Annotated in this window: 21 protein-coding genes; 8 read left to right on the top strand and 13 right to left on the bottom strand. The window is 69.2% G+C overall.

Annotation, left to right across the window (positions count from 1 at the left end; translation table 11 throughout):
• Positions 1 to 195 precede the first annotated feature (195 nt).
• The 4 genes from I8N68_RS28990 to I8N68_RS28975 all read left to right on the top strand — a co-directional run bounded on the left by I8N68_RS28990 (position 196) and on the right by I8N68_RS28975 (position 3587).
• Positions 196 to 933: a YcnI family copper-binding membrane protein gene (locus tag I8N68_RS28990; protein WP_200215845.1), complete on the top strand. Its 738-nt coding sequence runs from the start codon at positions 196 to 198 to the stop codon at positions 931 to 933.
• Positions 934 to 1064: 131 nt separating this feature from the next.
• Complete coding sequence (locus I8N68_RS28985) at positions 1065 to 2867, top strand: copper resistance protein CopC (RefSeq protein WP_200215843.1); 1803 nt, start codon at positions 1065 to 1067, stop codon at positions 2865 to 2867.
• Between the two features lie 10 nt (positions 2868 to 2877).
• Entirely contained in the window at positions 2878 to 3048 is a 171-nt protein-coding gene (locus I8N68_RS28980) for a hypothetical protein (RefSeq protein WP_200215841.1), read from the top strand.
• Positions 3049 to 3320: 272 nt separating this feature from the next.
• Entirely contained in the window at positions 3321 to 3587 is a 267-nt protein-coding gene (locus tag I8N68_RS28975) for an NUDIX hydrolase (RefSeq protein WP_200215839.1), read from the top strand.
• Between the two features lie 134 nt (positions 3588 to 3721).
• Here the strand turns inward: I8N68_RS28975 and I8N68_RS34085 are convergent, their stop codons facing one another.
• Positions 3722 to 4000: an ArsR family transcriptional regulator gene (locus I8N68_RS34085; protein WP_307813017.1), complete on the bottom strand. Its 279-nt coding sequence runs from the start codon at positions 3998 to 4000 to the stop codon at positions 3722 to 3724.
• A gap of 80 nt (positions 4001 to 4080) precedes the next feature.
• Positions 4081 to 4746, bottom strand: coding sequence for a sigma-70 family RNA polymerase sigma factor (locus I8N68_RS28965; protein ID WP_307813016.1), 666 nt, complete (start codon positions 4744 to 4746; stop codon positions 4081 to 4083).
• A 176-nt stretch (positions 4747 to 4922) separates the two neighbouring features.
• Here I8N68_RS28965 and I8N68_RS28960 point away from each other — a divergent pair, with 176 nt between their 5' ends.
• The 3 genes from I8N68_RS28960 (at position 4923) to I8N68_RS34570 (ending at position 6382) form a co-directional block, all read left to right on the top strand.
• Positions 4923 to 5132 (top strand): hypothetical protein, encoded by a 210-nt coding sequence (locus I8N68_RS28960; RefSeq protein ID WP_200215837.1) that lies wholly within the window; start codon positions 4923 to 4925, stop codon positions 5130 to 5132.
• On the top strand, positions 5129 to 5743 hold the full coding sequence (locus I8N68_RS28955; protein ID WP_200215835.1) for a TMEM175 family protein: 615 nt from the start codon (positions 5129 to 5131) through the stop codon (positions 5741 to 5743). Before I8N68_RS28960 ends, I8N68_RS28955 begins: the two co-directional genes overlap by 4 nt.
• 291 nt (positions 5744 to 6034) lie before the next feature.
• Complete coding sequence (locus I8N68_RS34570; protein WP_504739827.1) at positions 6035 to 6382, top strand: transposase family protein; 348 nt, start codon at positions 6035 to 6037, stop codon at positions 6380 to 6382.
• Positions 6383 to 6768: 386 nt separating this feature from the next.
• On the opposite strand, the gene I8N68_RS28950 is transcribed toward I8N68_RS34570, so the two are convergent.
• The 11 genes from I8N68_RS28950 to I8N68_RS28900 all read right to left on the bottom strand — a co-directional run bounded on the left by I8N68_RS28950 (position 6769) and on the right by I8N68_RS28900 (position 18514).
• The gene (locus I8N68_RS28950) at positions 6769 to 7800 is read right to left on the bottom strand and encodes a Gfo/Idh/MocA family protein (protein WP_200215833.1); all 1032 of its coding nucleotides are present in this window, start codon (positions 7798 to 7800) and stop codon (positions 6769 to 6771) included.
• A complete protein-coding gene (locus tag I8N68_RS28945) occupies positions 7797 to 8726 on the bottom strand; it encodes an ATP-binding cassette domain-containing protein (protein WP_200215831.1) in 930 nt (309 codons plus the stop codon). The genes I8N68_RS28950 and I8N68_RS28945 overlap by 4 nt, the downstream gene beginning before the upstream one ends.
• Positions 8723 to 9778: an ABC transporter permease gene (locus tag I8N68_RS28940; protein WP_200215829.1), complete on the bottom strand. Its 1056-nt coding sequence runs from the start codon at positions 9776 to 9778 to the stop codon at positions 8723 to 8725. The genes I8N68_RS28945 and I8N68_RS28940 overlap by 4 nt, the downstream gene beginning before the upstream one ends.
• Before the next feature lie 6 nt (positions 9779 to 9784).
• Positions 9785 to 10774 carry a sugar ABC transporter substrate-binding protein gene (locus I8N68_RS28935; protein ID WP_200215827.1) on the bottom strand — a complete coding sequence of 330 codons (990 nt, stop codon included), beginning with the start codon at positions 10772 to 10774 and terminating at the stop codon, positions 9785 to 9787.
• 139 nt (positions 10775 to 10913) lie between these two features.
• Complete coding sequence (locus I8N68_RS28930; RefSeq protein WP_200215825.1) at positions 10914 to 11810, bottom strand: TIM barrel protein; 897 nt, start codon at positions 11808 to 11810, stop codon at positions 10914 to 10916.
• Entirely contained in the window at positions 11807 to 13753 is a 1947-nt protein-coding gene (gene iolD, locus I8N68_RS28925) for a 3D-(3,5/4)-trihydroxycyclohexane-1,2-dione acylhydrolase (decyclizing) (protein WP_200215823.1), read from the bottom strand. The genes I8N68_RS28930 and iolD overlap by 4 nt, the downstream gene beginning before the upstream one ends.
• A complete protein-coding gene (gene iolB / locus I8N68_RS28920; protein WP_200215821.1) occupies positions 13750 to 14667 on the bottom strand; it encodes a 5-deoxy-glucuronate isomerase in 918 nt (305 codons plus the stop codon). Before iolB ends, iolD begins: the two co-directional genes overlap by 4 nt.
• Complete coding sequence (locus tag I8N68_RS28915; protein ID WP_200215819.1) at positions 14664 to 15560, bottom strand: class I fructose-bisphosphate aldolase; 897 nt, start codon at positions 15558 to 15560, stop codon at positions 14664 to 14666. Before I8N68_RS28915 ends, iolB begins: the two co-directional genes overlap by 4 nt.
• A gap of 2 nt (positions 15561 to 15562) precedes the next feature.
• Positions 15563 to 16537, bottom strand: coding sequence for a 5-dehydro-2-deoxygluconokinase (iolC, locus tag I8N68_RS28910; RefSeq protein WP_234040798.1), 975 nt, complete (start codon positions 16535 to 16537; stop codon positions 15563 to 15565).
• A gap of 2 nt (positions 16538 to 16539) precedes the next feature.
• Positions 16540 to 17505 (bottom strand): TIM barrel protein, encoded by a 966-nt coding sequence (locus tag I8N68_RS28905; protein ID WP_234040797.1) that lies wholly within the window; start codon positions 17503 to 17505, stop codon positions 16540 to 16542.
• A 4-nt stretch (positions 17506 to 17509) separates the two neighbouring features.
• Entirely contained in the window at positions 17510 to 18514 is a 1005-nt protein-coding gene (locus tag I8N68_RS28900) for a Gfo/Idh/MocA family protein (protein ID WP_200215817.1), read from the bottom strand.
• Positions 18515 to 18675: 161 nt separating this feature from the next.
• On the opposite strand from I8N68_RS28900, the gene I8N68_RS28895 reads away from it, so the two are divergent.
• A complete protein-coding gene (locus I8N68_RS28895; protein ID WP_234040796.1) occupies positions 18676 to 19413 on the top strand; it encodes a GntR family transcriptional regulator in 738 nt (245 codons plus the stop codon).
• The last annotated feature ends 166 nt before the right edge of the window (positions 19414 to 19579 follow it).

The following is a 19579-nucleotide window of genomic DNA, read 5'->3' as shown; positions in this document are numbered from 1 at the left end:
TTCCTCAGGCTGATGTGGTTTTGCATGCCGAGTTTTTACCATAAAAACCATGAGGTAAGCGGAGGTTGGCCGCGTGACCCCTGCCACCTCGGAGAACTAGGCCTCGGGTCACATTCATTGTTCGACGGCGACGCCCCCGAACTCTAGTTTTTATGGTAAGAATTCGGAGCAACGCAACCTTGTGAGGGAGCCCCGATGAACGCCCGTGTCCTTCGCTACGGCATCCTGGCCGCAGCCCCGGCCTCATTCCTGCTGGTCTTGGCAGCAGCCCCGGCATCTGCCCACGTCTCGGTCAACCCGAAGGCAGCCGAGCCCGGCAGCTACGCCAGGCTCACCTTCCGCGTACCCAATGAACGCCCCGACTCCGCGACAGTGAAGCTGGAGGTGGCGCTACCCAAGGACCAGCCCCTGAGGTCGGTCGCCATCCAGCCCGTACCCGGATGGACAGCTAGGGCCGAGAAGAGCACCCTGGCCACGCCACTGAAGAGCGACCACGGCGACGTCACCACCGTGGTCTCCAAGATCACCTGGACCGGGGGGAAGGTGCAGCCCGGCGAGTTCCAGGAGTTCGATGTCTGGTTTGGGCCGCTGCCGGAAACCGGCAAGCAGATGGTGTTCAAGGCCATCCAGACCTACGACAACGGCGAGGTCGTCCGCTGGATCGACGTGCCCGCCGAAGGCAGCACCGACAAGCCCGAACACCCGGCACCGGTGCTGGCACTAGGCGCCGCGGGCGAGAAGGCCGCTCCCGACACGGCCAAAACGTCCCAGCCCACGGTCACCGCCGAAGCCGAAGAGCTAGCCGCGCCCGCGGCGAGCACCGCGAAGGACGGATCGGCTCGAGTGCTCGGCGGCTTCGCGTCCGCGGCCGGTCTGCTCGGCATCCTGCTGGGCGTCCGGGCCCGCCGCACCGCCCGCCGCAGCAAGCCGTGATCCCGACCCCGTCGTCCGCCCCGGTCCGCACACGGACCGGGGCTGGCGGGCGTATCGGGCAGACCGCGAGCGGCAGCGCCTGGGCCCGGCACCACCGCGGGCTGCAGACGCTGCTGACGCTGCTCGGTGCCGTGTTCCTGTTGCTGACCTGGTCGACCGGCGCCTCCGCCCACGCCGAACTGCAAACCACCACCCCAGCCAACCGGGCGGTACTGGCCCAAGGGCCGGCCACGGTCACGCTCCAGTTCACCGAAGGCGTCCAGGTCAGACCCGACGGGTTACGCGTGCTCGCCGCCGACGGCACCCGGGTGGACCTAGAGGATGCCGCCCCATCCCCCGCCAACCCGAACAGAGTCGCTGTCACCCTGCGCTCCGGACTCCGCGACGGGACCTACACCGTCGCCTGGCGGGCCACCTCTGCCGATTCCCACCCGATCCACGGCGCGTCCACCTTCACCGTTGGCGCGCCCGGCTCCGGAACCGGCCTGCTCGCCGGAGCCGACCAGGGATCCGATCCGGTGGTTTCCGCCCTCGTGTTGCTCTCCCGGAGCACCGGCTACGCCGGACTGGCCCTGCTGATCGGCGCGACCGGGATTGTGGCGCTACTCGCCGAAGGCGCCAACCCCCGCCGCCCGCGCAAGCTAGCCCGCGCCGGAGCCGTCACCATCTTCTTCTCAGCGGTGCTGAGCCTGCTCGCACAGGGTCCCTACTCCGCCGGGTCTGGCCATAACTTACTGGACCCGGATCTACTACGGGAAACCCTGGCCGAACGACCGGGCCTTGCCATGCTAGCCCGCGTCCTGCTCGCTGCTGTCCTAACACTCCCCGCACTCATCCGCCCCCGCACACCGATGCCGACCACACCCAGGCGAGCCCGGGCCCGCGCCGCCCAAGCACTCCTGCCGGCCGTCGCCCTCGCCGCCACCTTCAGCGCTGCCGGGCACGCGATGAGCGGACACCAGATACCGCTGGCCGTCACGGCCGACATCCTCCACCTGACCGCCATGGGACTCTGGCTCGGCGGCCTGGTCACACTGGGCGTTCTCTGCATCCGTCCAGACGCCCCAGGACCGCTCGGCACAACGATCCGCCGCTTCTCCACACTGGCCGCCTGGTGCGTCGCGGTGCTGGTGGTCACCGGCGTCTACCAGGCGACACGGCAGGTCGGAACCCTTGCTGACCTGCTGACCACCCAATACGGCCGGCTGCTCACCGGAAAGGTGGTGGTCGTCCTCCTCATGATCGGCCTAGGACACACGGCCCGTCGCTGGACCCAGCGGCACGCCAACGCGGCCACAGCGCCGAAACCGGCCGCACTGCACCGAGTGCGGCGCACAGTGGCTCTCGAGGCCGCCATCGGGGTGGTCGTACTTGCCCTATCCGCTCTTCTCGCCGGGTCGGCACCCCCACACAAGCAGTCAGTCACGCCACCGACGGCGACCAACGCGGCGGCGGTCACCCTGGAAGCTCATTACGACACCGGTACCGGCGTCGAGGGGACCGGCACCGTGAGGGTCGGATTCGTCCGGAAGGCAGCCGGCACCTACGACATGGACCTACGAGTCACCGGGCCCTCCGAAGCCCCCATAGCCCCAGCGGAAATCACAGCCACCTGGTCCCTGCCTGCACACGACCTCGGTCCTCTGCCAGTGGCCCTCATCGAGAAGGAAACCGGTCACTGGCAAGCCGAGGCATACCTGACGCCCGCCGGCACTTGGACCTTGAACGTGAAGATTCGCACTTCCGACTTCGACGAGGACACCGTCACCTTCGCAACCTCGAACGCGGCCCTGGACGCACCCGCCCGACCTGCCGATCGGAGCGCTGAAGCCCCGCCGCACGGCAGCGACCGTACCCATTCCGCGCCCAGGCCGCACCCCTTCACCCGGGCCGCCACACCCGCATACCTTTGCTGTCATCGCCCGACAGCCTGATCCCGGGCCTTTGTCGGCGCTGGTGGTGATCTCCTCGACCAACGCGATCGAGAGCCCTCAACGCCCGTTTTACAAAACCGAGCTGTATCCCCTCCTGCGGCGCATCAACTACTACCTGATGCGCTGGGTCCGAAAGAAGTTCCGGCGGCTGAAGACCTTCAACAAGTTCCATCGGCGGTGAAAGCGGATCACAAATCCGCGCTACTTCGCCCATTGGAAATGGGTTCACTCGATCTGGTGATCAGGACGATAGGAGCCCGGTGACGGGAGACTGTCACGCCGGGATCTGTGGGAGCTCGGGGGTGATTCCCCCGGGCGACCCGACCACACGCGCTCTTGGCCGAGATCTCCCCTCCACCGAGGGGCGACAGTCGTCCGCCAACCGATCTGCGACATCCGAGCGCGGATCGTGGCTACCTGTTAGCTGGTGGTACGACCGCAGCCCGGCCAGGCTTGGTCGAGGTGACCGGTGGGGTCGCTCTCATCGCGGAGGAGTTGGGGATCACGGCGTCGGAGCCGTCCAGCCCGCCGATGCATGAGATCCGGACCGCGACGTTCGACATGCAGATCTGGTTGGTCGACAGGTGGACCGGAACACCCGTCAACGCCGCGCCGGACGAGCACGACGCTGTGGCGTGGTCTGAGACGTCCGACCTTGACAGCATGCGTCTCGCCCACGAATCGTATCTCTCGATGCTCACCGCCGTGCTCGCCGGGTGACGTCCCTCCGGAAGCCAGGGGTGCGCAGTCATCGGCAGATCCGGATCTGATGTAGGGCTGCGCACAGCACGGCTTGTGACACAGCGTTACCACGGTGAGGGTCTCATTGGCTTACGCGGGCAACAGGCCTGGCGTCACCCGGGCTCGACGGGCAGCTTGGCCAGGTGTCGATAGATGGTGGGCCGGGTGACGCCGAACTCGGCCGCGATTTGCTCCACGGTGTGCAACCGCCGGCCGTCAGGCCCAGTCTCCTCGTACATCTCCCGCGCGATCTTCGCCTGGCGCGGGGTGAGTTTCGGCTTCTGCCCACCGGTGCGGCAGCGGGCGCGGGCGGCGGCCAGGCCGTCGAGGGTGCGCTCGCTCATGAGGACGTGTTCGAACTCGGCGATGGCGCCGAGAATCTGGAAGAACATCGGGCCGACTGCGGTGGAGGTGCCGATGCCTGGTCGAGCACGACCAGGTCGACGCCGCGCTCCTGCAGCGATGAACGTGCTCAGCAGCTGCCGCTGCGCGGCCGCGCTCGCTGGCGTGCGTTCATCGCGACCGCCCGCTCCACCGCGGTCATGTCGCCGGAGCGGGCGGCCGCGATGAACGTGGTCAGCAGGCGCCGCTGCGCGGCCGCGCTCGCTGGCGTACGCCGCTCACTCGCCATGTCTCGGCGCGCCCGTCTGACCAGCTGGCGCACCGCGGGTTCGGTCGACTGCAGGATGTCGGCGATCTGCGCATACGGGTAGTCGAACGCCTCCCGCAAGACATACGCGCCGCGTTCGGTGGGCGTGAGCTTCTCCATCAGCAGCAGGGCCGCGAACTCCAGAGCCTCGCCGCGCTCGGCCCCAAGGTACGGGTCCGCGCTCGTGTCGACGGGTTCCGGCAGCCACGGTCCGATGTACGTCTCGCGCCGCACCCGCGCCGACTGGAGTGTGTTGATGGCTAGCCGGGTCGCCGTCGCCGCCAGGAACGCGGCCGGGTTGACCACCGCGCCGCGGTCACACGTCTGCCACCGCAGCCACACCTCCTGCACCAGATCCTCGGCCTCGGTGGCACTGCTGAGCATGCGATACGCGATCCCGAACAGGCGCGGCCGCAAGCTCGTGAAGACCGCGGCAGCCTCCTCAAGATCATCCGTCCCAATCGGCTCTTGATTCACACCAGAATCCACCGTCCCTCGCCCCCGTCTGATCACGTCACGGCTGCCACTGATCCCATCGTGGGCCGAACACGCCGCAATTCCCAACGTCCGGACCGCAGCAGTGACGGCGACCACGCGCCTGTCACAGATTCTGCGGCTGCGCTGTCTCGGGTGGTGGGAACCTAGTAACTCACCAGGAGAACACCATGACCAACCAGAAGCCGAGCGTCGTCCTCGTACACGGCGGCTTCGCGAAATCCGCGAGCTGGTCCGGGGGCGTCGAGCGATTGCAGGACCGGTCCAGCTGTTTCCTCCTTCCGGCCGCGGCGCTGGGGGCTTCCCGCCCGCTGAAGACGGCGCCCATGGGGCGTTCGAAGCGGGATCCAAGTATCGAAAGGAGAAGGGTGGCGCGGTGAGGACCAATCGACTGGAGGCATTCAGTGATGGGGTGCTTGCCATCATCATCACGATCATGGTGCTGGAGCTGAGGGTGCCGGAGGGTCACGATCTCTCCGACCTCGTCCACACGACCGGCGTCGGGCTGCTGACGTACCTCCTCAGCTTTGTCTATATGGGCATCTACTGGAACAACCACCACCACATGTTCCACCTGGTTCAGCGGGTCAGTGGCGGTGTGCTGTGGGCAAACCTGGCGCTGCTGTTCTGCCTGTCGCTGGTCCCGTTCACGACAACCTGGGTTTCCGAATCGAGGTTTGAGCAGACCCCGGTCGTCATCTACGGTCTGAACCTGCTCAGCGCGGCCGTCGCTTACGTCGTGCTCCAGCGGGTGATCATCCGGCAACAGGGACCGGAGTCGCCGCTGCGCCAGGCCGTAGGCACTGACCGCAAGGGCAAGATCTCCCTAGCGCTCGACGTCGCCGGGATCCTCAGCGCCCTGACGATCGACCGGAGCGGGCATGTCGGAGTGTGGATTGCCATGGCGTGCTTCGTCGCCATCGTGATTACGTGGATCGTCCCCGACCGCCGCATCGACCGGGTGGTCCGCCAGTACGAGACTCCAGGCTGAGGGCGCGAGGTCGACCTCGCCGCTCGTTGCATCCTCTCGAGCCCGTTTCCACGGCAGGAACCGAGACAGGCCGAGGTCAACGAACTCTTCGACGATCTCGCCCGCAAGCGTATGCATCGTGCCCGTCACGCCGTTCGTGCCTGACGCGCCCCTCGCGGCCGACGGACCGCGCACCACGCGGTCGGCCGGTCATCCAGTACGGGGGCGGCCAGTCCGTGCCTTCAACGGCAACCGGTTCGGTTGGCTCTGGCACGGAAACGGTGGCGAGCTAATCCACAGTGGTCATTCAGAGTGCGGCATGCTGGCGCCGGCGCGGCTCAGACCCTGATCAAGACGTTGTTCCCTCAGCTGTCCTCGCTGCTGATTGATGAGGTGGTTGATCAAGGACCGGTCGTGCTGGTCCGTGCCCGGACGCTGGCGGCGGCCGTCGCGTGCTCGCAGTGCGGGCAGCCGGCCCAGCGCGTGCACGCCTGTCACCAGCGTCGCCTGCCCGACCTTCCTTTCGGCGGCCGGGGCGTAGTCGTGCAGCTGCGGTCCGGCGCCTGGTGTGCCAGACCCCCGGCTGCACGCGGCGCACGTTCCGGGAGCAGGTGGCAGCACTCGCTGCGGTGGGTGGCTGCAGGGCGACGTCTGTGCTGACCGTGCTACCGGACTGCGCCTTGACCGTCTTTGTCAGACTGGTGAATCCACGGCGACAACCCCCAGCTGTTGGCCGGGTTCGACCCGGCGTCCTCGAGGTCCCCCTGCTAACCCCGGGCAGGCCGTTGATCTGGAATCAGCGCCACCTGCTCCACGCGCTGTGCGAGTTCGAAAAGTTCTACAACGGGCACCGGCCTCACCAGGGCATCGCGAACGCCCGTCCACTCCGCTCGCTACCCACGCCGATCGCCGATCCAGACAAGATTGCATTGCTCATCTCGACATACGCCGACGTGATCGGCTCGGCGGCATCCTCCACGAGTACCAACATGCTGCCTGACCTGTGCGGGTAAGGTTTTCGGCAAGGGCAGGGTCAAGGGCGAGCTTCACGTCGCCGCGCCCCGGAGGATCTCGGCGCGGTCGGCCAGGTCGACCGAGACCGGCCTGCCGGTGGCGAGAGACTGCAGGCCGGCCCTGCACACCGCCGTGGCGGCGTAGCCGTCCCAGGTGGTGGGCCCGACGACCTCGCCTCGGCGTGACGCGTCGACCCAGGCCTGGACCTCCAGGTCGTAGGCGCGGGCGAAGCGGTCGCGGAAGTCGTCGGGAATGTGGCCGCCGTAGTGGTCGTCGCTGCGGACGAAGACGTCCTGCCCCAGGCCGACGGTTACGTTGCCGAGTTCGGCCACCGCCTCGCAGCGGACCTCGTAGCCGACCTGGCAGTTGACGAAGACCTCGGTCGTGGCCATGCCGCCGCCGGCCATCTGGAAGATGGCCACCTGGGGGTCGAGTAGCCCGTCGGCGGCCCTGCCGGTCGGCTTCGGCGCGAGGACGGTGATCGTGGCGATCTCGTCGTCGAAGAGCCAGCGGCACACGTCGACCTCGTGCACCAGCGAGTCGCTGACGATCATCTCCGAGCGGAATGTCTCCGGGACCGTCTTGTTGCGGTGTGTGTTGTGCACGAGCAGGATGCGCCCGAAGTCACCGGAGTCGAGCAGTCGCTTCATCCGGGCGTACTCGGGATCGAAGCGCCGCATGAAGCCGACCTGGATCAGCGGCCGACCGGCCTTGTTCCGCTCGGCCTCGACCACGTGAAGCGAGGACTCGCTGTCCATCGTCAACGGCTTCTCGCACAGGGTGTACTTGCCGTACTCGACGCAGGCGAGAACCTGCTCCTCGTGCGCGAAGCCGGGCGAGGCGATGAGCACGGCGTCGACGCCCTTGTCTGCGATGAGTTCGAGCGGGTCACCGACGGTGCGTACGCCGGCGAAGCGCGCGGCGAGGTCGGCGGCCCGGGCGGCGTCCGGGTCGGAGACCGCGACAAGTTCCGCTCCGGCGGTGCGGTGGACGAGCCGGTCGGCGTGGTCGGCGCCCATCATGCCGACGCCGATGATTCCGACCCGCAGGGGCGATGCACTCATGCCCTCGGCTCTTCCTCGTCTTCGCGCTCCACGGCCTTGAGCTCCTCGCGGCTGAGAGCGGGGGCTTCGACGTGGCCGTGCTCGACCTCCCCGGGCTCGATGACCTTGCCCGGGTCGATCCCGCGTAGCTCGTGGCTGAGCTCCGCGAGTTCCTGGCCGCCCGCCATCTCCGTGGTGAGCTGTTCGAGGGTTAGGTCGTCGCGGTGCGCGTCCAGCACGACCCGACCGAGCTTGAGGATGATGAAGTGGTTGCCGACGAGGTAGGCGTGGTGCGGATTGTGGGTGATGAAGATGACGCCCAGGCCGGCGTCGCGAGCCTTGACGATGTACCGCAGGGCGACACCGGACTGCTTGACACCGAGCGCGGCCGTCGGCTCGTCGAGGATGATCACCCTCGCCCCGAAGTAGATGGCCCTGGCGATCGCGATGCACTGGCGCTGGCCGCCCGAGAGGCCCGCGACCGGCCGGTCGAGATCGGGGACGACGACCCCCATCTTGCCCAGTTCATCCTCACAGATGCGCTTCATCCGGGCGATGTCCAGGGTGCGCAACGGCCCCTTGCGGAGTTCGTTGCCGAGGAAGAAATTCCGCCACACCGACATGAGCGGCGCGAGCGCGAGGTCCTGGTAGACGGTCGCGATCCCGCTCGCCTGGGCGGCCCGCGGCGAGCCGAACCGGCGCGCCACGCCGTCGAGCTTCATCGTGCCGTCGGTGTGGTCGTGCAGGCCGGACATGATCTTGATCAGCGTCGACTTGCCGGCGCCGTTGTCGCCGAGAACGCACGTGACCTCGCCCTGGCGAACGTTGAGGCTGACACCGCGCAGGGCGTGGACGTTGCCGTAGCTCTTGCCCACGTTCTCGAGTTCGAGGATGGGGGTGTTCGAGTGACCGACGACGTCGTGCCGCTCGGTGGTCGCGGTGCTCATCGCAGATCCGCCCTCCTCTTGACGTACATGTTCACCAGCGTCGCCAGCAGCAGCATCACGCCGAGGAACGTCCTGAACCAGTCGGGGTTCCAGCCGGCGTAGTTGATGCCGAGTTGAGTCATGCCGAAGATCAGCGCGCCGAGCGACGCACCGACCACCGAGCCGTAGCCGCCGGTGAGCAGGCAGCCGCCGATGACGGCGGCGATGATGAAGATGAACTCCTTGCCGACGCCCTCGCCGGACTGCACGGTGTTGAACTGGAACAGCAGGTGCATGCCGGACAGCCAGGCGCAGAACCCCACGGCCATGAAGAGGCCGATCTTGGTCGCCCGGACGGGCACGCCGACGGCGCGCGCCGCAGCGGCGTCACCGCCCACCGCGAACACCCAGTTGCCCATCTGAGTACGCAGCAGGACGTAGGCGGCGATGACGGTCAGCACGACCCAGTACAGGACCGTGATCTTCAGGTTGACCGGCCCGAGGGTCACCTCGGACCCGAAGATCTTCTGTGCGGTGGCAAAGCCGTCCATGTCGCTGATGTCGGCGCTGGCGACGTTGCCGGTGAGCAGCCGCGTGACGCCGAGGTTGACGCCCTGCAGGATGAAGAAGGTGCCGAGCGTGACCAGGAAGCTCGGCAGTCCGGTCTTGAGCAGCAGCCACCCGTTGAACGCGCCGATCGCGACGGAGACGACCAGCGCCAGCAGGATGCCGACCCAGACGTTGAGCCCGAAGTTCCAGGCGAGCAGGGACGCGGAGAGCCCGGAGGTGGTCACCGCGACGCCGGCGGAGAGGTCGAACTCCCCGCCGATCATGAGGAGCGCCACGGGGACGGCCATGATGCCGATGGTCGAGGCCCCGTAGAGGATCGTTCCGACGTTGGCGACGTTGCGGAAGGGCTCCGCGACCGCCATGAACAGCAGGAAGATCACGATCGCGGCGATGAGTGACCCGACCTCAGGGCGGCTCAGCAGCCGTGCCGCCAGGGGGCGGGTGGCGACCCGGTCGTCCCGGGCCGCCAACCCCCTGCTCGGCTCCGTGGCCGTAGCAGTCATGTCAACTCACCTCGTGCCGTTGCTTGCGAACTTCTCGACAGCGGCGACGTTGGTGTTGTCGATGAACGCGGGACCGGTCAGGGTCGCCTGGCCACCGCCGATGGTGTTGCCGTTGGTCTTGTAGAGCCACAGGCTGTCGACCGCGAGGTAGCCCTGCAGGTAGGGCTGCTGGTCGACCGCCCACTCGACCTGGCCGCCCTTGATCGCGGCCACGAGGTCCTTGTTGGTGTCGAAGGTGACCACCTTTGCCGAGCTGTTGGCGTCCTTGACCGACTTGACGGCGGTCAGCGCGAACGGCGCGCCGAGGGTCAGCACGCGGTCGATGCTCTTGTCCTGCTGGAGCTTCGAGGTGATCGCCGCCTGGACGCTCGGCATGTCGGTGCCGGTGACGTAGATCTTCTCGGTGTTCGGGAACCCGTCCTTCGCCCCGTCACACCGGGCCTCGAGGCCGACGTGGCCCTGCTCCTGGATGACGCAGAGCGCCTTCTTGGCGCCGTCCTTCGTGAGCCGCTGGCCGGCCGCCTGACCGGCGATCCTCTCGTCCTGGCCGAAGTAGCCCAGCACGCCCATGCTCTTCCACGCGTCGATGCCGCCGTTGAGGGCGACGACCGGGACCCCGGCCTGAGCGGCCTTCTGCACGTTGGCCTTCATGGCATCCGGCTTGGCCAAGGTCACCGCGATTCCGTCGACCTTCTTGTCGATCGCGGACTGCACGAGGTTGGCCTGGTTCGCGCCGTCCGGGTCGGACTGGTACTGCAGGTCGACGTTGTCCTTCTTCGCCGCGTCCTCGGCGCCCTTGCGGACCAGGTCCCAGAAGGTATCGCCCGGGGCCGCGTGGGTGATGAAGGCGACGGTCATCCGCGGGGTGCTGGCGGTGCCGGCCTTGCCGGCGTCACCCTCGGTGGTCTGCTTGCCTCCGCTGGAGCTGCACGCCGCCAGGGCGAGAGCGGTCACGGCGCCGGCCGCGAGCAGGGATATGCGGGATCTACGCATCATGTCGTTTCTGCCTTTCTTCATCCGCCACGTAGTCGGGACGGATCTCGGGGGACGGGTCAGGCGGTGATACCGCCTGTTGGGGGATCATCGGTGGCTTCCAGAGCGGTCGTGTCATCAGCTGCTCCCGGGCGGGAGCCGGTCAGCGCAGCGGGCCGCAGGACTGCAGGTACGTCAGGGTCCGCCTCGCGATGGGCAGGGGTCTGTCGGCGGGGCACGGGTACATGTCCTGCTCGACGATGGTGAAGATGTCCGCGTCGAGGTTCGCCAGGGCGTCGAGGATGGGGGGCATGTCGGGGATGCCCGTCGGTGGCTCGCACATGGCGCCCATCCGCACGGCCTCGCCGAAGCCGATGCCCTGCTCGTGCACGGCGGCGATGACAGCCGGATCGACCTGCTTGAGGTGCACGTACCCGATCCGCTCGGGATGGTCGCCGATGAGCTTGAGATTGTCTCCGCCGCAGTAGGAGATGTGCCCCGTGTCCAGACACAGGCTCACCAGGTCGGGGTCCGTCTCGTGGAGGAACCGCTCCACGTTCTCGTGCGTGTCCACGTGAGTGTCGGCGTGGGGGTGGAACTGGATCTGCAGGCCGAACTCCTCGCGGATGCGCCGCGCGAGCCGGTTCATCTGCGCGGCGTACGCCACCCAGTGCTCGTCGGTCAGTAGCGCGTCCTCGAGGACATTCCCCGTCTGCGGGTCGCGCCAGAACTCCGGGATGACCACAAGGTGCCGAGCGCCCATGGCCGCGGTCAGCGTGGCCGCCGCGGAGACGTCCTTCCACGTGGTGTCCCACGAGTCGGCGCGATGCAGGTGCTCGAAGATGGTGCCGGCCGTCACGGTCAGCCCCCGCTTGTCGAGCTCGTCACGCAGGCGGGACGGGTCGGTGGGCAGGTAGCCGTACGGCCCCAGCTCGATGCGGGTGTAGCCGGCCGCGGCGACCTCGTCCAGAAAACGCTCCCAGGGAGTCTGTCGGGGGTCGTCGGGGAACCACACGCCCCAGCTGTCGGGGGCGCTGCCGATCATGGCTGCGCCGCTCATAGGTTCGTCCTCTCGGTCGGCGCCAGCAGTGCGCGCTGCGTGGCCTTGTGCCCGGCGTACGTGGCGTGGGCGCGCTGGGTGGTGTCGAGGTCGCTGACCTGGCTGACCGGGACATCCCACCACGACTCGCTGTCGGGGGCGTGGACGGTGGGCTCGGTTTCCACATGGATGACGACGGGCCCGCCGTCCGCCGGGGCGGCCTTGGCATCCTTGATCGCCTGCTCGAGTTCCCCGCGACTGCGCACCTCCATGACCGTCGCGCCGAGGCTGCGGGCATTGGCGGCGAGGTCGATCGGCAGCTTCCCGCCGTCCAGCCGGCCCGTGGCGTCGTTGCGGAAGCGGTACCTGGTGCCGAACCGCTGTGAGCCGAGGGACTCCGACAGTGAGCCGATGGAGTGGAAACCGTGGTTCTGTACCAGGACGACGATCACCTTGACCCGTTCCTGCACCGCCGTGACCAGCTCCGTCGGCATCATCAGATAGGAGCCGTCGCCCACCATGACGAAGACGTCCCGGTCGGGGTCGGCCAGCCGCACCCCGATACCGCCGGGGATCTCGTAGCCCATGCAGGAGTAGCCGTACTCGACGTGGTAGGCCTTGCGGTCCCGGACCCGCCACAGCTTGTGCAGATCGCCGGGCATGGAGCCGGCGGCGCAGACGACGACGTCCCTCGGGTCGGACAGTTCGTTGACGCAGCCGAGCACCGTGCCCTGGGTGAGGACGCCGGCGGCGAGCGCGTCGGTGACCTCGGCGGGCGGGTGGTAGGCGGCCTCCACCCGCGCGTCCCAGTCGCGGAACAGCCTCACCTGCCGGTCCCGGTACGCCGGGTCCACGGCATACCCCCGGAGGGCCGCGGTGAGGGCGGTGACGGCCTCGCGGGCGTCCGCCACGACCGGCAGGCCCGCGTGCTTGCCGGCGTCGAACCGGGCGATGTTGATGTTGACAAAGCGGATGCCCGGATCCTGGAAGGCGGTGCGCGAAGCGGTGGTGAAGTCGCTGTAGCGGGTGCCGATGCCGATGACGACGTCGGCCTCCCGAGCCAGCGCATTGGCGGCCGTCGTGCCCGTCGAGCCGATCGCGCCCATTGCCTGCGGATGACCGTGCGGCAGCGCGCCCTTGCCGGCCTGAGTCTCCCCGACCGGGATGCCGGTGGCCTCGCAGAACACGCGCAGCGCCTGCTCCGCGCCGGAGTAGTGCACCCCGCCACCGGCGACGATGAGCGGCCGCTGCGCCGAGCGGATCAGCGTGGCCGCGTCCGCGACGTCGACGGCCTCCGGAACCGGCCGGGCGATCCGCCAGATCCGCGGCGCGAAAAGGTCGACCGGCCACTCGAACGCCTCCGCCTGCACGTCCTGCGGTAGCGCGATGGTTGCCGCCCCCGTCTCCACCGGGTCGGTGAGGACCCGCATGGCGCCGAGCAGGGCCGAGGGCAGCTGCTCCGGCCGGTTGACCCGGTCGAAGAAGCGCGACAGCGGGCGGAAGGCGTCGTTGACGGTGACGTCCGCGGCGTTCGGCGCCTCGAGCTCCTGCAGCACCGGCCCGGACACCCGGGTGGCGAACGTGCCGGAGGGCAGCAGCAGCACCGGCAGACGGTTCACGGTGGCCAGGGCGGCTCCCGTGAGCATGTTCGTCGAGCCGGGGCCGACGGACGCGGTGCACGCCCACGTCTGGAGGCGGTCCTTCTGGCGTGCGTAGGCCACCGCGGTGTGAACCATGGCCTGCTCGTTGCGGGCCAGCACGTAGGGCAGGCGCTCCTCCTTCTCGGTCAGCTCGTTCTGGAGCAGGGCCTGGCCCACGCCCGCGACGTTGCCGTGACCGAAGATGCCGAAGCACCCGGCGAACAGCTTCTGGCGCTGGCCGTCGCGCTCGCTCCACTGGCTGGCCAGGAAGCGCACGACGGCCTGCCCCACGGTCAGGCGTACGTTGTCGGCGCCGGCGGTCATCGGGGTCCTCCGATCGGCAGTCTCGGGTCGACATCCTGCTGGGCCCACGAGTCCCGCATCCAGGTGTGGGCGGGGTCGTCGCAGATGAGCCAGGCCCTGGTCGCGCCGGGGCCGGCCATGACGTTCAGGTAGTAGAGGTCGTAGCCGGGCGGGGCCATCGCGGGGCCGTGCCAGCCGTGCGGTACCAGGACGACATCGCCCGAGCGAACCTCGGCGAAGACGTCCAGCGGCCGCTCTCGGGTGCCGTATACGCGCTGGTAGCCGAGGGGGTCGGCCCCGTCCGCCGGGGACTCCGCCCGGACCTCGAAGTAGTAGATCTCCTCCAGCTCGGTCTCCACCCCGTCGCGCTCCTCGTCGTGCTTGTGCGGCGGATAGGAGCTCCAGTTGCCGGCCGGCGTGATGACCTCACACGCGATGATCGAGTCGGCATCGAGGACCTGCGGGACGCCGAAGTTGCGCACCTCGCGCGAGGCCATGCCGGCGCCACGCAGCTCGACGGGGACGTCGGCGGCAGCCACGTGACGGAACGGCAGCGGCATGCTCTGCTTCGTCGCCTTCGCGCCGCAGACCGCCACCTTGGCCGGGCCAACGCCTGCGTTGCGCACCGTGAGGCTGGCGCCGCGCGGGACGTACGCCACGTCGGTCGCACCGGCGAAGACGCTCGTCCGTCCGGCGAGCCTGGCCTCGTGGCGCTCTCCCGCGTGGTCGACCGCCGTGACGTCGAAGCTGCCCTGAAGGGGCACGACGATTACCTCGCTGTCGCCGAGGTCGAGGCTCACCTGAACGGCCGGTGCCAGCGTGGCCACCCGTAGGCTGGTGTGCTGCCACCCGCAGAGGTCGTCGGTGATGGACACCTGGAAGTCGCCGTCGCCGGAGCTGCCGAAGGGATACACCCAGCGTCCGTTGTCGCTCATCGCCGACCCCGGTGCACGAGTCCCGAAGCGATGTCGACGGCGGTGGCCACGTCACCGTCCGGCGGGAAGAGCAGCGCCCGCCCGACCACCAGGCCGCGCACGGCGGGCAGGTCGAGCGCCCTGCCCCACGCGGCGTAAGTGTCATCCGGGTGCCGTGTCGGGTCACCGCCGAGCAAAAGCGTCGGCAGGGTGGTGGCGTCCATGACGCGCTCCAGGTCGTCGACCACGGGCAGCTTGAGCCAGGTGTGCTGGCTGGTGGCCCCCAGACCCGCAGCGATGTGGATCGACGTGATGGTCGAGTCGGGGTCGAGCAGGTTACGCACTCGGCCGTTCTCGCGAACCGAGAAGAACGGCTCCACCATCGCCATGACGCCGTGGGCGGCAAGCTCCGTGATCGCGTGGGCGCTCGCCTGCAGCGTCGCTGCCGTACCCGGATCGCCGAGGCAGATGCGGGTCAGCATCTTGCCGCCCTCCAGACCCCGGGCCGCGATCTCGTCGGCCGTGTACGCCGTGAACCGGTCGTCGAGCTCGAAAACCGCGCCCTGCAGACCCCCGCGGTTCATCGACCCGACGGCGACCTTGTCCTCCAACGCGCCCATCAGGAGAAGGTCGTCGAGGATGTCGGGCGTGCCGAGAACGCCGTCGACGCCGGGGCGGGACAGCGCTGTGGCCAGACGCTCCAGCAGCTCGCTGCGCGAGGCCATGGCCTGACGGTCGTCACGCACGCCCAGCGCGCCGCGGGCCGGGTGGTCCGCGGCCACGATGAGCAGCCTGCCGTCCACACCGACCAGCTGCCGGCGCCGGCGGGCGGCCCAGCCGTCGGTGATCCGCCGCGGCTCGCGGACCCGGATCTCAGTCAGATCGGCGATGGTCGAACGGGTCGTCGTCGTCACCGTCACCCCTCCTGTCCCTTGGCGGCGAGGACGGTCTCGACCTCGGCCGTGGTCGGCATGGCACTGGAGCACTCGAGCCTGGAAGCGACGATGGCCCCGGCCACGTTGGCGAACCGCAGGATGCGGCGCAGGTCCCACCCGTTGAGCAGGCCGTGGACCAGCGCACCGCCGAAGGCGTCACCCGCGCCGAGGCCGTTGACGACCGTCACGGGGAACGGCCGCACTTCGACGCGCTCGTCGGCGGTCACAGCCAGCACCCCCTTGGGGCCCTGCTTGACGATGGCGAGCTCCACCCCGCGCTCGAGCAGGGCGTCCGCCGCGCGCCGAGGTTCGGTCTCGCCGACGGCGACCTCGCACTCCTCGCGGTTGCCGACCGCGACGGTGACGTGCTCCAGGGCCTTGGCGACCTGTTCGCCCGCCTCGGCTTGGTGCGGCCAGAACATCGGCCGGTAGTCGAGGTCGAGGACGGTGTGCGACCGCCGGCCGCGGGCCTGCCACGCGGCGAAGTGCGCTGAGCGCGACGGCTCCTGGGACAGCCCGGTGACGGTGGCCCAGAAGACCCGGGCCGCGCGGATCGCGTCGAGCGGGAGTTCCTCCGCCTGAATCATCAGATCAGGAGCCGTCGGATAGCGGTAGAAGTACAGCGGGAAGTCGTCCGGGGGGAAGATCTCACAGAAGGTGACCGGCGTCGGGGGGCCGTCGACCTCGGCGACGAACACGTCGTCGACGCCGAGTTCACGCAGCGACCGGTGGATGTAGCGACCGAACGGATCGCGGCCGGTACGCGTGATGAGCGCAGCTCGACGCCCGTGCCGCGTCGCGGCCACGGCGACGTTGGTCGCGCTCCCGCCCAGGAACTTCTCGAAGCGCTTGACGTCCTCGAGGCCCACACCGTGGTCGAGCGGGTAGATGTCCACCCCGCACCGACCCATCGCCACCAGGTCGTACCCCGCCATGTCGCCCGCCGCCGCCACCATCGTCAGGCCCCTGCCGCGCTCGGTCCCGCCACGGCCGGTTCGCCGGCCACGGCGAGCAGGTGCTCGATGCTCGCCCGTACGTCGGCCACCGGGTCCGGTCCCGCGGACCCGGTGGCCGGCGCGCCGGCCAGGATGCAGTCCTGCTCGAGGACGTACCATCCCGCGTACGCGCTGTCCTCAAGCGCCGTCACGATCGCCTTGACGTCGACATCACCCTGACCGAGCGGGACGTACATGCCACCGGCCACGGCTTCGGTGTAGGTCACCTCGCCGGACTGCACGCGCCGGGCCCAGCCGATCCGGACGTCCTTGAGATGGATGTGCGCGATCCGCCTCGGGTTCTGCTGCGCCACCGCGACCGGGTCGCCGCCGCCGATGAGCAGGTGCCCGGTGTCGAGGCACAGGCCGATGCGGCTGCCGGCGAGCACCCGGGCGGTCTCCTCGCCGGTCTCGACCATCGTGCCGACGTGCGGGTGCAGGGTGGTGACGAGTCCGCGGGCGGATGCGGCCTCGGTGATGCGGTCAAGGTTACCCAGGAGGGTCGACCAGCCGGGATCGTCGAGGACCGGACGCTCGTCGTAGCCCTCCTGACCCGTAGCAGCGGCGATGACCAACGTTGATCCGCCGGCCGCGACCAGACCAGCCATCGCGCGTTCGACCTCCGGTAGCGGGTCGTGGCCCGGGTCGTGCAGGACGACGGGGACGAACTGCCCCACCGCCTTCAGGCCGTACCCGGCCAGCGTCGCGGCCTTGGCCGTGGGGTCGTCAGGAAGGAAGCCCTCCGGCCCGAACTCGGTGGCGGCCAGACCGAGTTCGCGCATCTGCCGCAGCACGACGCCCGGCTCCAGCTGGTAGCCCCACCCGGGGACCTCGCAGACGCCCCACGAGATGGGCGCCCCGGCGATGCGGTCGGACACCGGGCTGCGGCCGGCTGCTGGCGGGGTGGGTCCGGCGCTGACAGCCGTCATGGCCTCAGACTCCCTTGATCTCGGAGAGTGCGACGGGCCGGCGCTCCGTCCGGGACAGCTCGCAGGCCTCGGCGACGCGGAAGGCCTCGAGTGCGTCGCGGACGGTGCAGGGCGAGGGCCGCTCGCGGCGGGCAACGTCCGCGAAGGCGGTGAGCTCGGCCTGATACGCCGGAAGGAAGCGCTCCATGAAGGACCACCTCCGGGGGCCGCGGGGAAAGTCGACCCCCTCCTCGGCGGACCCCATCGCCAGCGAGTGGTCCAGCCCGACCGCGATCGTGCCCTTCTCGCCGAACACCTCCATGCGCACGTCGTGGCCGCCGCCGTTGTACCGGGTCGAGGAGACGACGACGATCGTGCCGTCGTCCAGGGTCAGCAGTGCAGCGCCAGTGTCCACGTCCCCGGCCTCGGAGAAGAAGCCTGCCCCCTTGTTCGCACCCGTCGCGTAGACCGAGACCACCTCCTGCCCCGTGACGAACCGGAGGATGTCGAAGTCGTGCACGTTGCAGTCACGGAAGATCCCGCCCGAGGTCGGGATGTAGGACGCGTCCGGCGGGGACTGGTCGTGGGTGTTGGCCCGAATGGTGTGGATGAAAGCCAGCTCGCCGGACTCCACCGCGCGCCGCGCGCGCTGGTAGCCGGCGTCGAAGCGTCGCTGGAAGCCGACGTGCACCGGCACCCCGGTGGCCGCGACGAGGCCGGTCAGCGCGATGGTCTCTTCGAGGGTGGCCGCGACGGGCTTCTCGCAGAACGTCGGCACCCCGGCGGCGATTCCCTGCCACAGCAGCGGGGCGTGGCCGGGGGTGGCCGTCGCGATCACGAAACCGTCGACGCCCGAGGCGAGCAGCCTCTCGGAATCCGCGGCGACCTCCATACCGAACTCCTCGGCGAGGGCCCGGGCAGCCTCCACGTTGGTGTCGGTCACGACGAGCTCGTCGACAAAGTCGAGGCCTACCAGGGTCCGGGCATGGAAAGCGCCGATCCTTCCCACACCCGCGAGACCGATGCGCATGTGAATCATCCAATCCACGGCGTCGGTGGCTGCGGTTCCCGCGGCTGGTTCCCGCCGCTGGCCGTGGGGTGTAGCGTGCCCGTAACATCAATGTCTCGTCAAGAGGTTGTTCTGACATCTTCACGTAACGTCAATCTGGCTTTCGGGGTAGGGTGCCGGCCATGGCCATCCGAGTGGGCGTGACGATCGACCGGTCCTCCCCCGTGCCTCTGTACCACCAGCTCGCGGAGCAGCTCTGCACCGCGATCCGGAGTGGCCAGCTGCAGCCCGGCGATCCATTCGAGAACGAGATCGCCCTCGCCGAGCGACTCACCCTGTCGCGGCCGACGGTGCGACGGGCCATCCAGGAACTGGTCAGCCAGGGCCTGCTGCTGCGCCGGCGCGGACTCGGCACCACGGTCGCCAACCGCAAGGTGCACCGGCGCGCCGAACTCACCAGCCTTTACGACGACCTCAAGCGCGACGCGGGCCGACCCACGACCACCGTTCTGCAGCATGAACTTGTGCGGGACCAGCGCGTGGCGGCGGCGCTCGATCTGCCGGCCGACGCCGAACTGCTCTCGATCGTCCGCGTGCGGTTCTCCGACAACCGCCCGCTGGCCATCCTGCGCAACTGGCTGCCACCGTCGTGCGTCGACATCACCCGGGAGCAGCTCGAGGCGCAGGGCCTGTACGACCTGCTACGCGATCGTGGCGTGCGGCCGGTCGTCGCGCACCAAACAATCGGGGCACGCACGCCGACCGCGGCCGAACGGCGGCACCTGGGGTTGAAGCCGTCCGAGCCCGTGCTCACCATGACGCGCAGCGCGTTCGACTCGGCAGGCAACCCGGTGGAGTACGGCGACCACTGCTACCGAGCTCAGGACTACAGCATCGAGGTCATGATCGACGAGCGGTGACGCGGGACGACGCCCATGGCCGGACCGACCGGCCGCCCCTAGTACGCGCGGGAGCGCCCCGGCGGCGCTGTCGTCCGGCAGCGTGACGGCGAGCCGCTGCGGCGGTCCAGGGTGGAGCGAGACGGCGCCGGGGCACGCCGACGGCTGCGTGGTTGATCCCCGGCAC

The organism is Micromonospora coerulea (genome assembly GCF_016598485.1).
GTDB lineage: Bacteria > Actinomycetota > Actinomycetes > Mycobacteriales > Micromonosporaceae > Micromonospora > Micromonospora coerulea.
Note: the sequence above shows the minus strand (reverse complement) of the source record. Positions and strands in the feature narration are given on the sequence as shown.

What these genes read in the sequence shown, in the direction of transcription:
- I8N68_RS28990 (WP_200215845.1), top strand. Translation starts at nt 196, where the DNA reads ATGAACGCCCGTGTCCTTCGCTACGGCATCCTGGCCGCAGCCCCGGCC.
- I8N68_RS34085 (WP_307813017.1), bottom strand. Translation starts at nt 4,000, where the DNA reads ATGTTCTTCCAGATTCTCGGCGCCATCGCCGAGTTCGAACACGTCCTC.
- I8N68_RS28960 (WP_200215837.1), top strand. Translation starts at nt 4,923, where the DNA reads ATGACCAACCAGAAGCCGAGCGTCGTCCTCGTACACGGCGGCTTCGCG.
- I8N68_RS28950 (WP_200215833.1), bottom strand. Translation starts at nt 7,800, where the DNA reads ATGAGTGCATCGCCCCTGCGGGTCGGAATCATCGGCGTCGGCATGATG.
- I8N68_RS28945 (WP_200215831.1), bottom strand. Translation starts at nt 8,726, where the DNA reads ATGAGCACCGCGACCACCGAGCGGCACGACGTCGTCGGTCACTCGAAC.
- I8N68_RS28940 (WP_200215829.1), bottom strand. Translation starts at nt 9,778, where the DNA reads ATGACTGCTACGGCCACGGAGCCGAGCAGGGGGTTGGCGGCCCGGGAC.
- I8N68_RS28935 (WP_200215827.1), bottom strand. Translation starts at nt 10,774, where the DNA reads ATGATGCGTAGATCCCGCATATCCCTGCTCGCGGCCGGCGCCGTGACC.
- I8N68_RS28930 (WP_200215825.1), bottom strand. Translation starts at nt 11,810, where the DNA reads ATGAGCGGCGCAGCCATGATCGGCAGCGCCCCCGACAGCTGGGGCGTG.
- iolD (WP_200215823.1), bottom strand. Translation starts at nt 13,753, where the DNA reads ATGACCGCCGGCGCCGACAACGTACGCCTGACCGTGGGGCAGGCCGTC.
- iolB (WP_200215821.1), bottom strand. Translation starts at nt 14,667, where the DNA reads ATGAGCGACAACGGACGCTGGGTGTATCCCTTCGGCAGCTCCGGCGAC.
- iolC (WP_234040798.1), bottom strand. Translation starts at nt 16,537, where the DNA reads ATGGTGGCGGCGGCGGGCGACATGGCGGGGTACGACCTGGTGGCGATG.
- I8N68_RS28905 (WP_234040797.1), bottom strand. Translation starts at nt 17,505, where the DNA reads ATGACGGCTGTCAGCGCCGGACCCACCCCGCCAGCAGCCGGCCGCAGC.
- I8N68_RS28900 (WP_200215817.1), bottom strand. Translation starts at nt 18,514, where the DNA reads ATGCGCATCGGTCTCGCGGGTGTGGGAAGGATCGGCGCTTTCCATGCC.
- I8N68_RS28895 (WP_234040796.1), top strand. Translation starts at nt 18,676, where the DNA reads ATGGCCATCCGAGTGGGCGTGACGATCGACCGGTCCTCCCCCGTGCCT.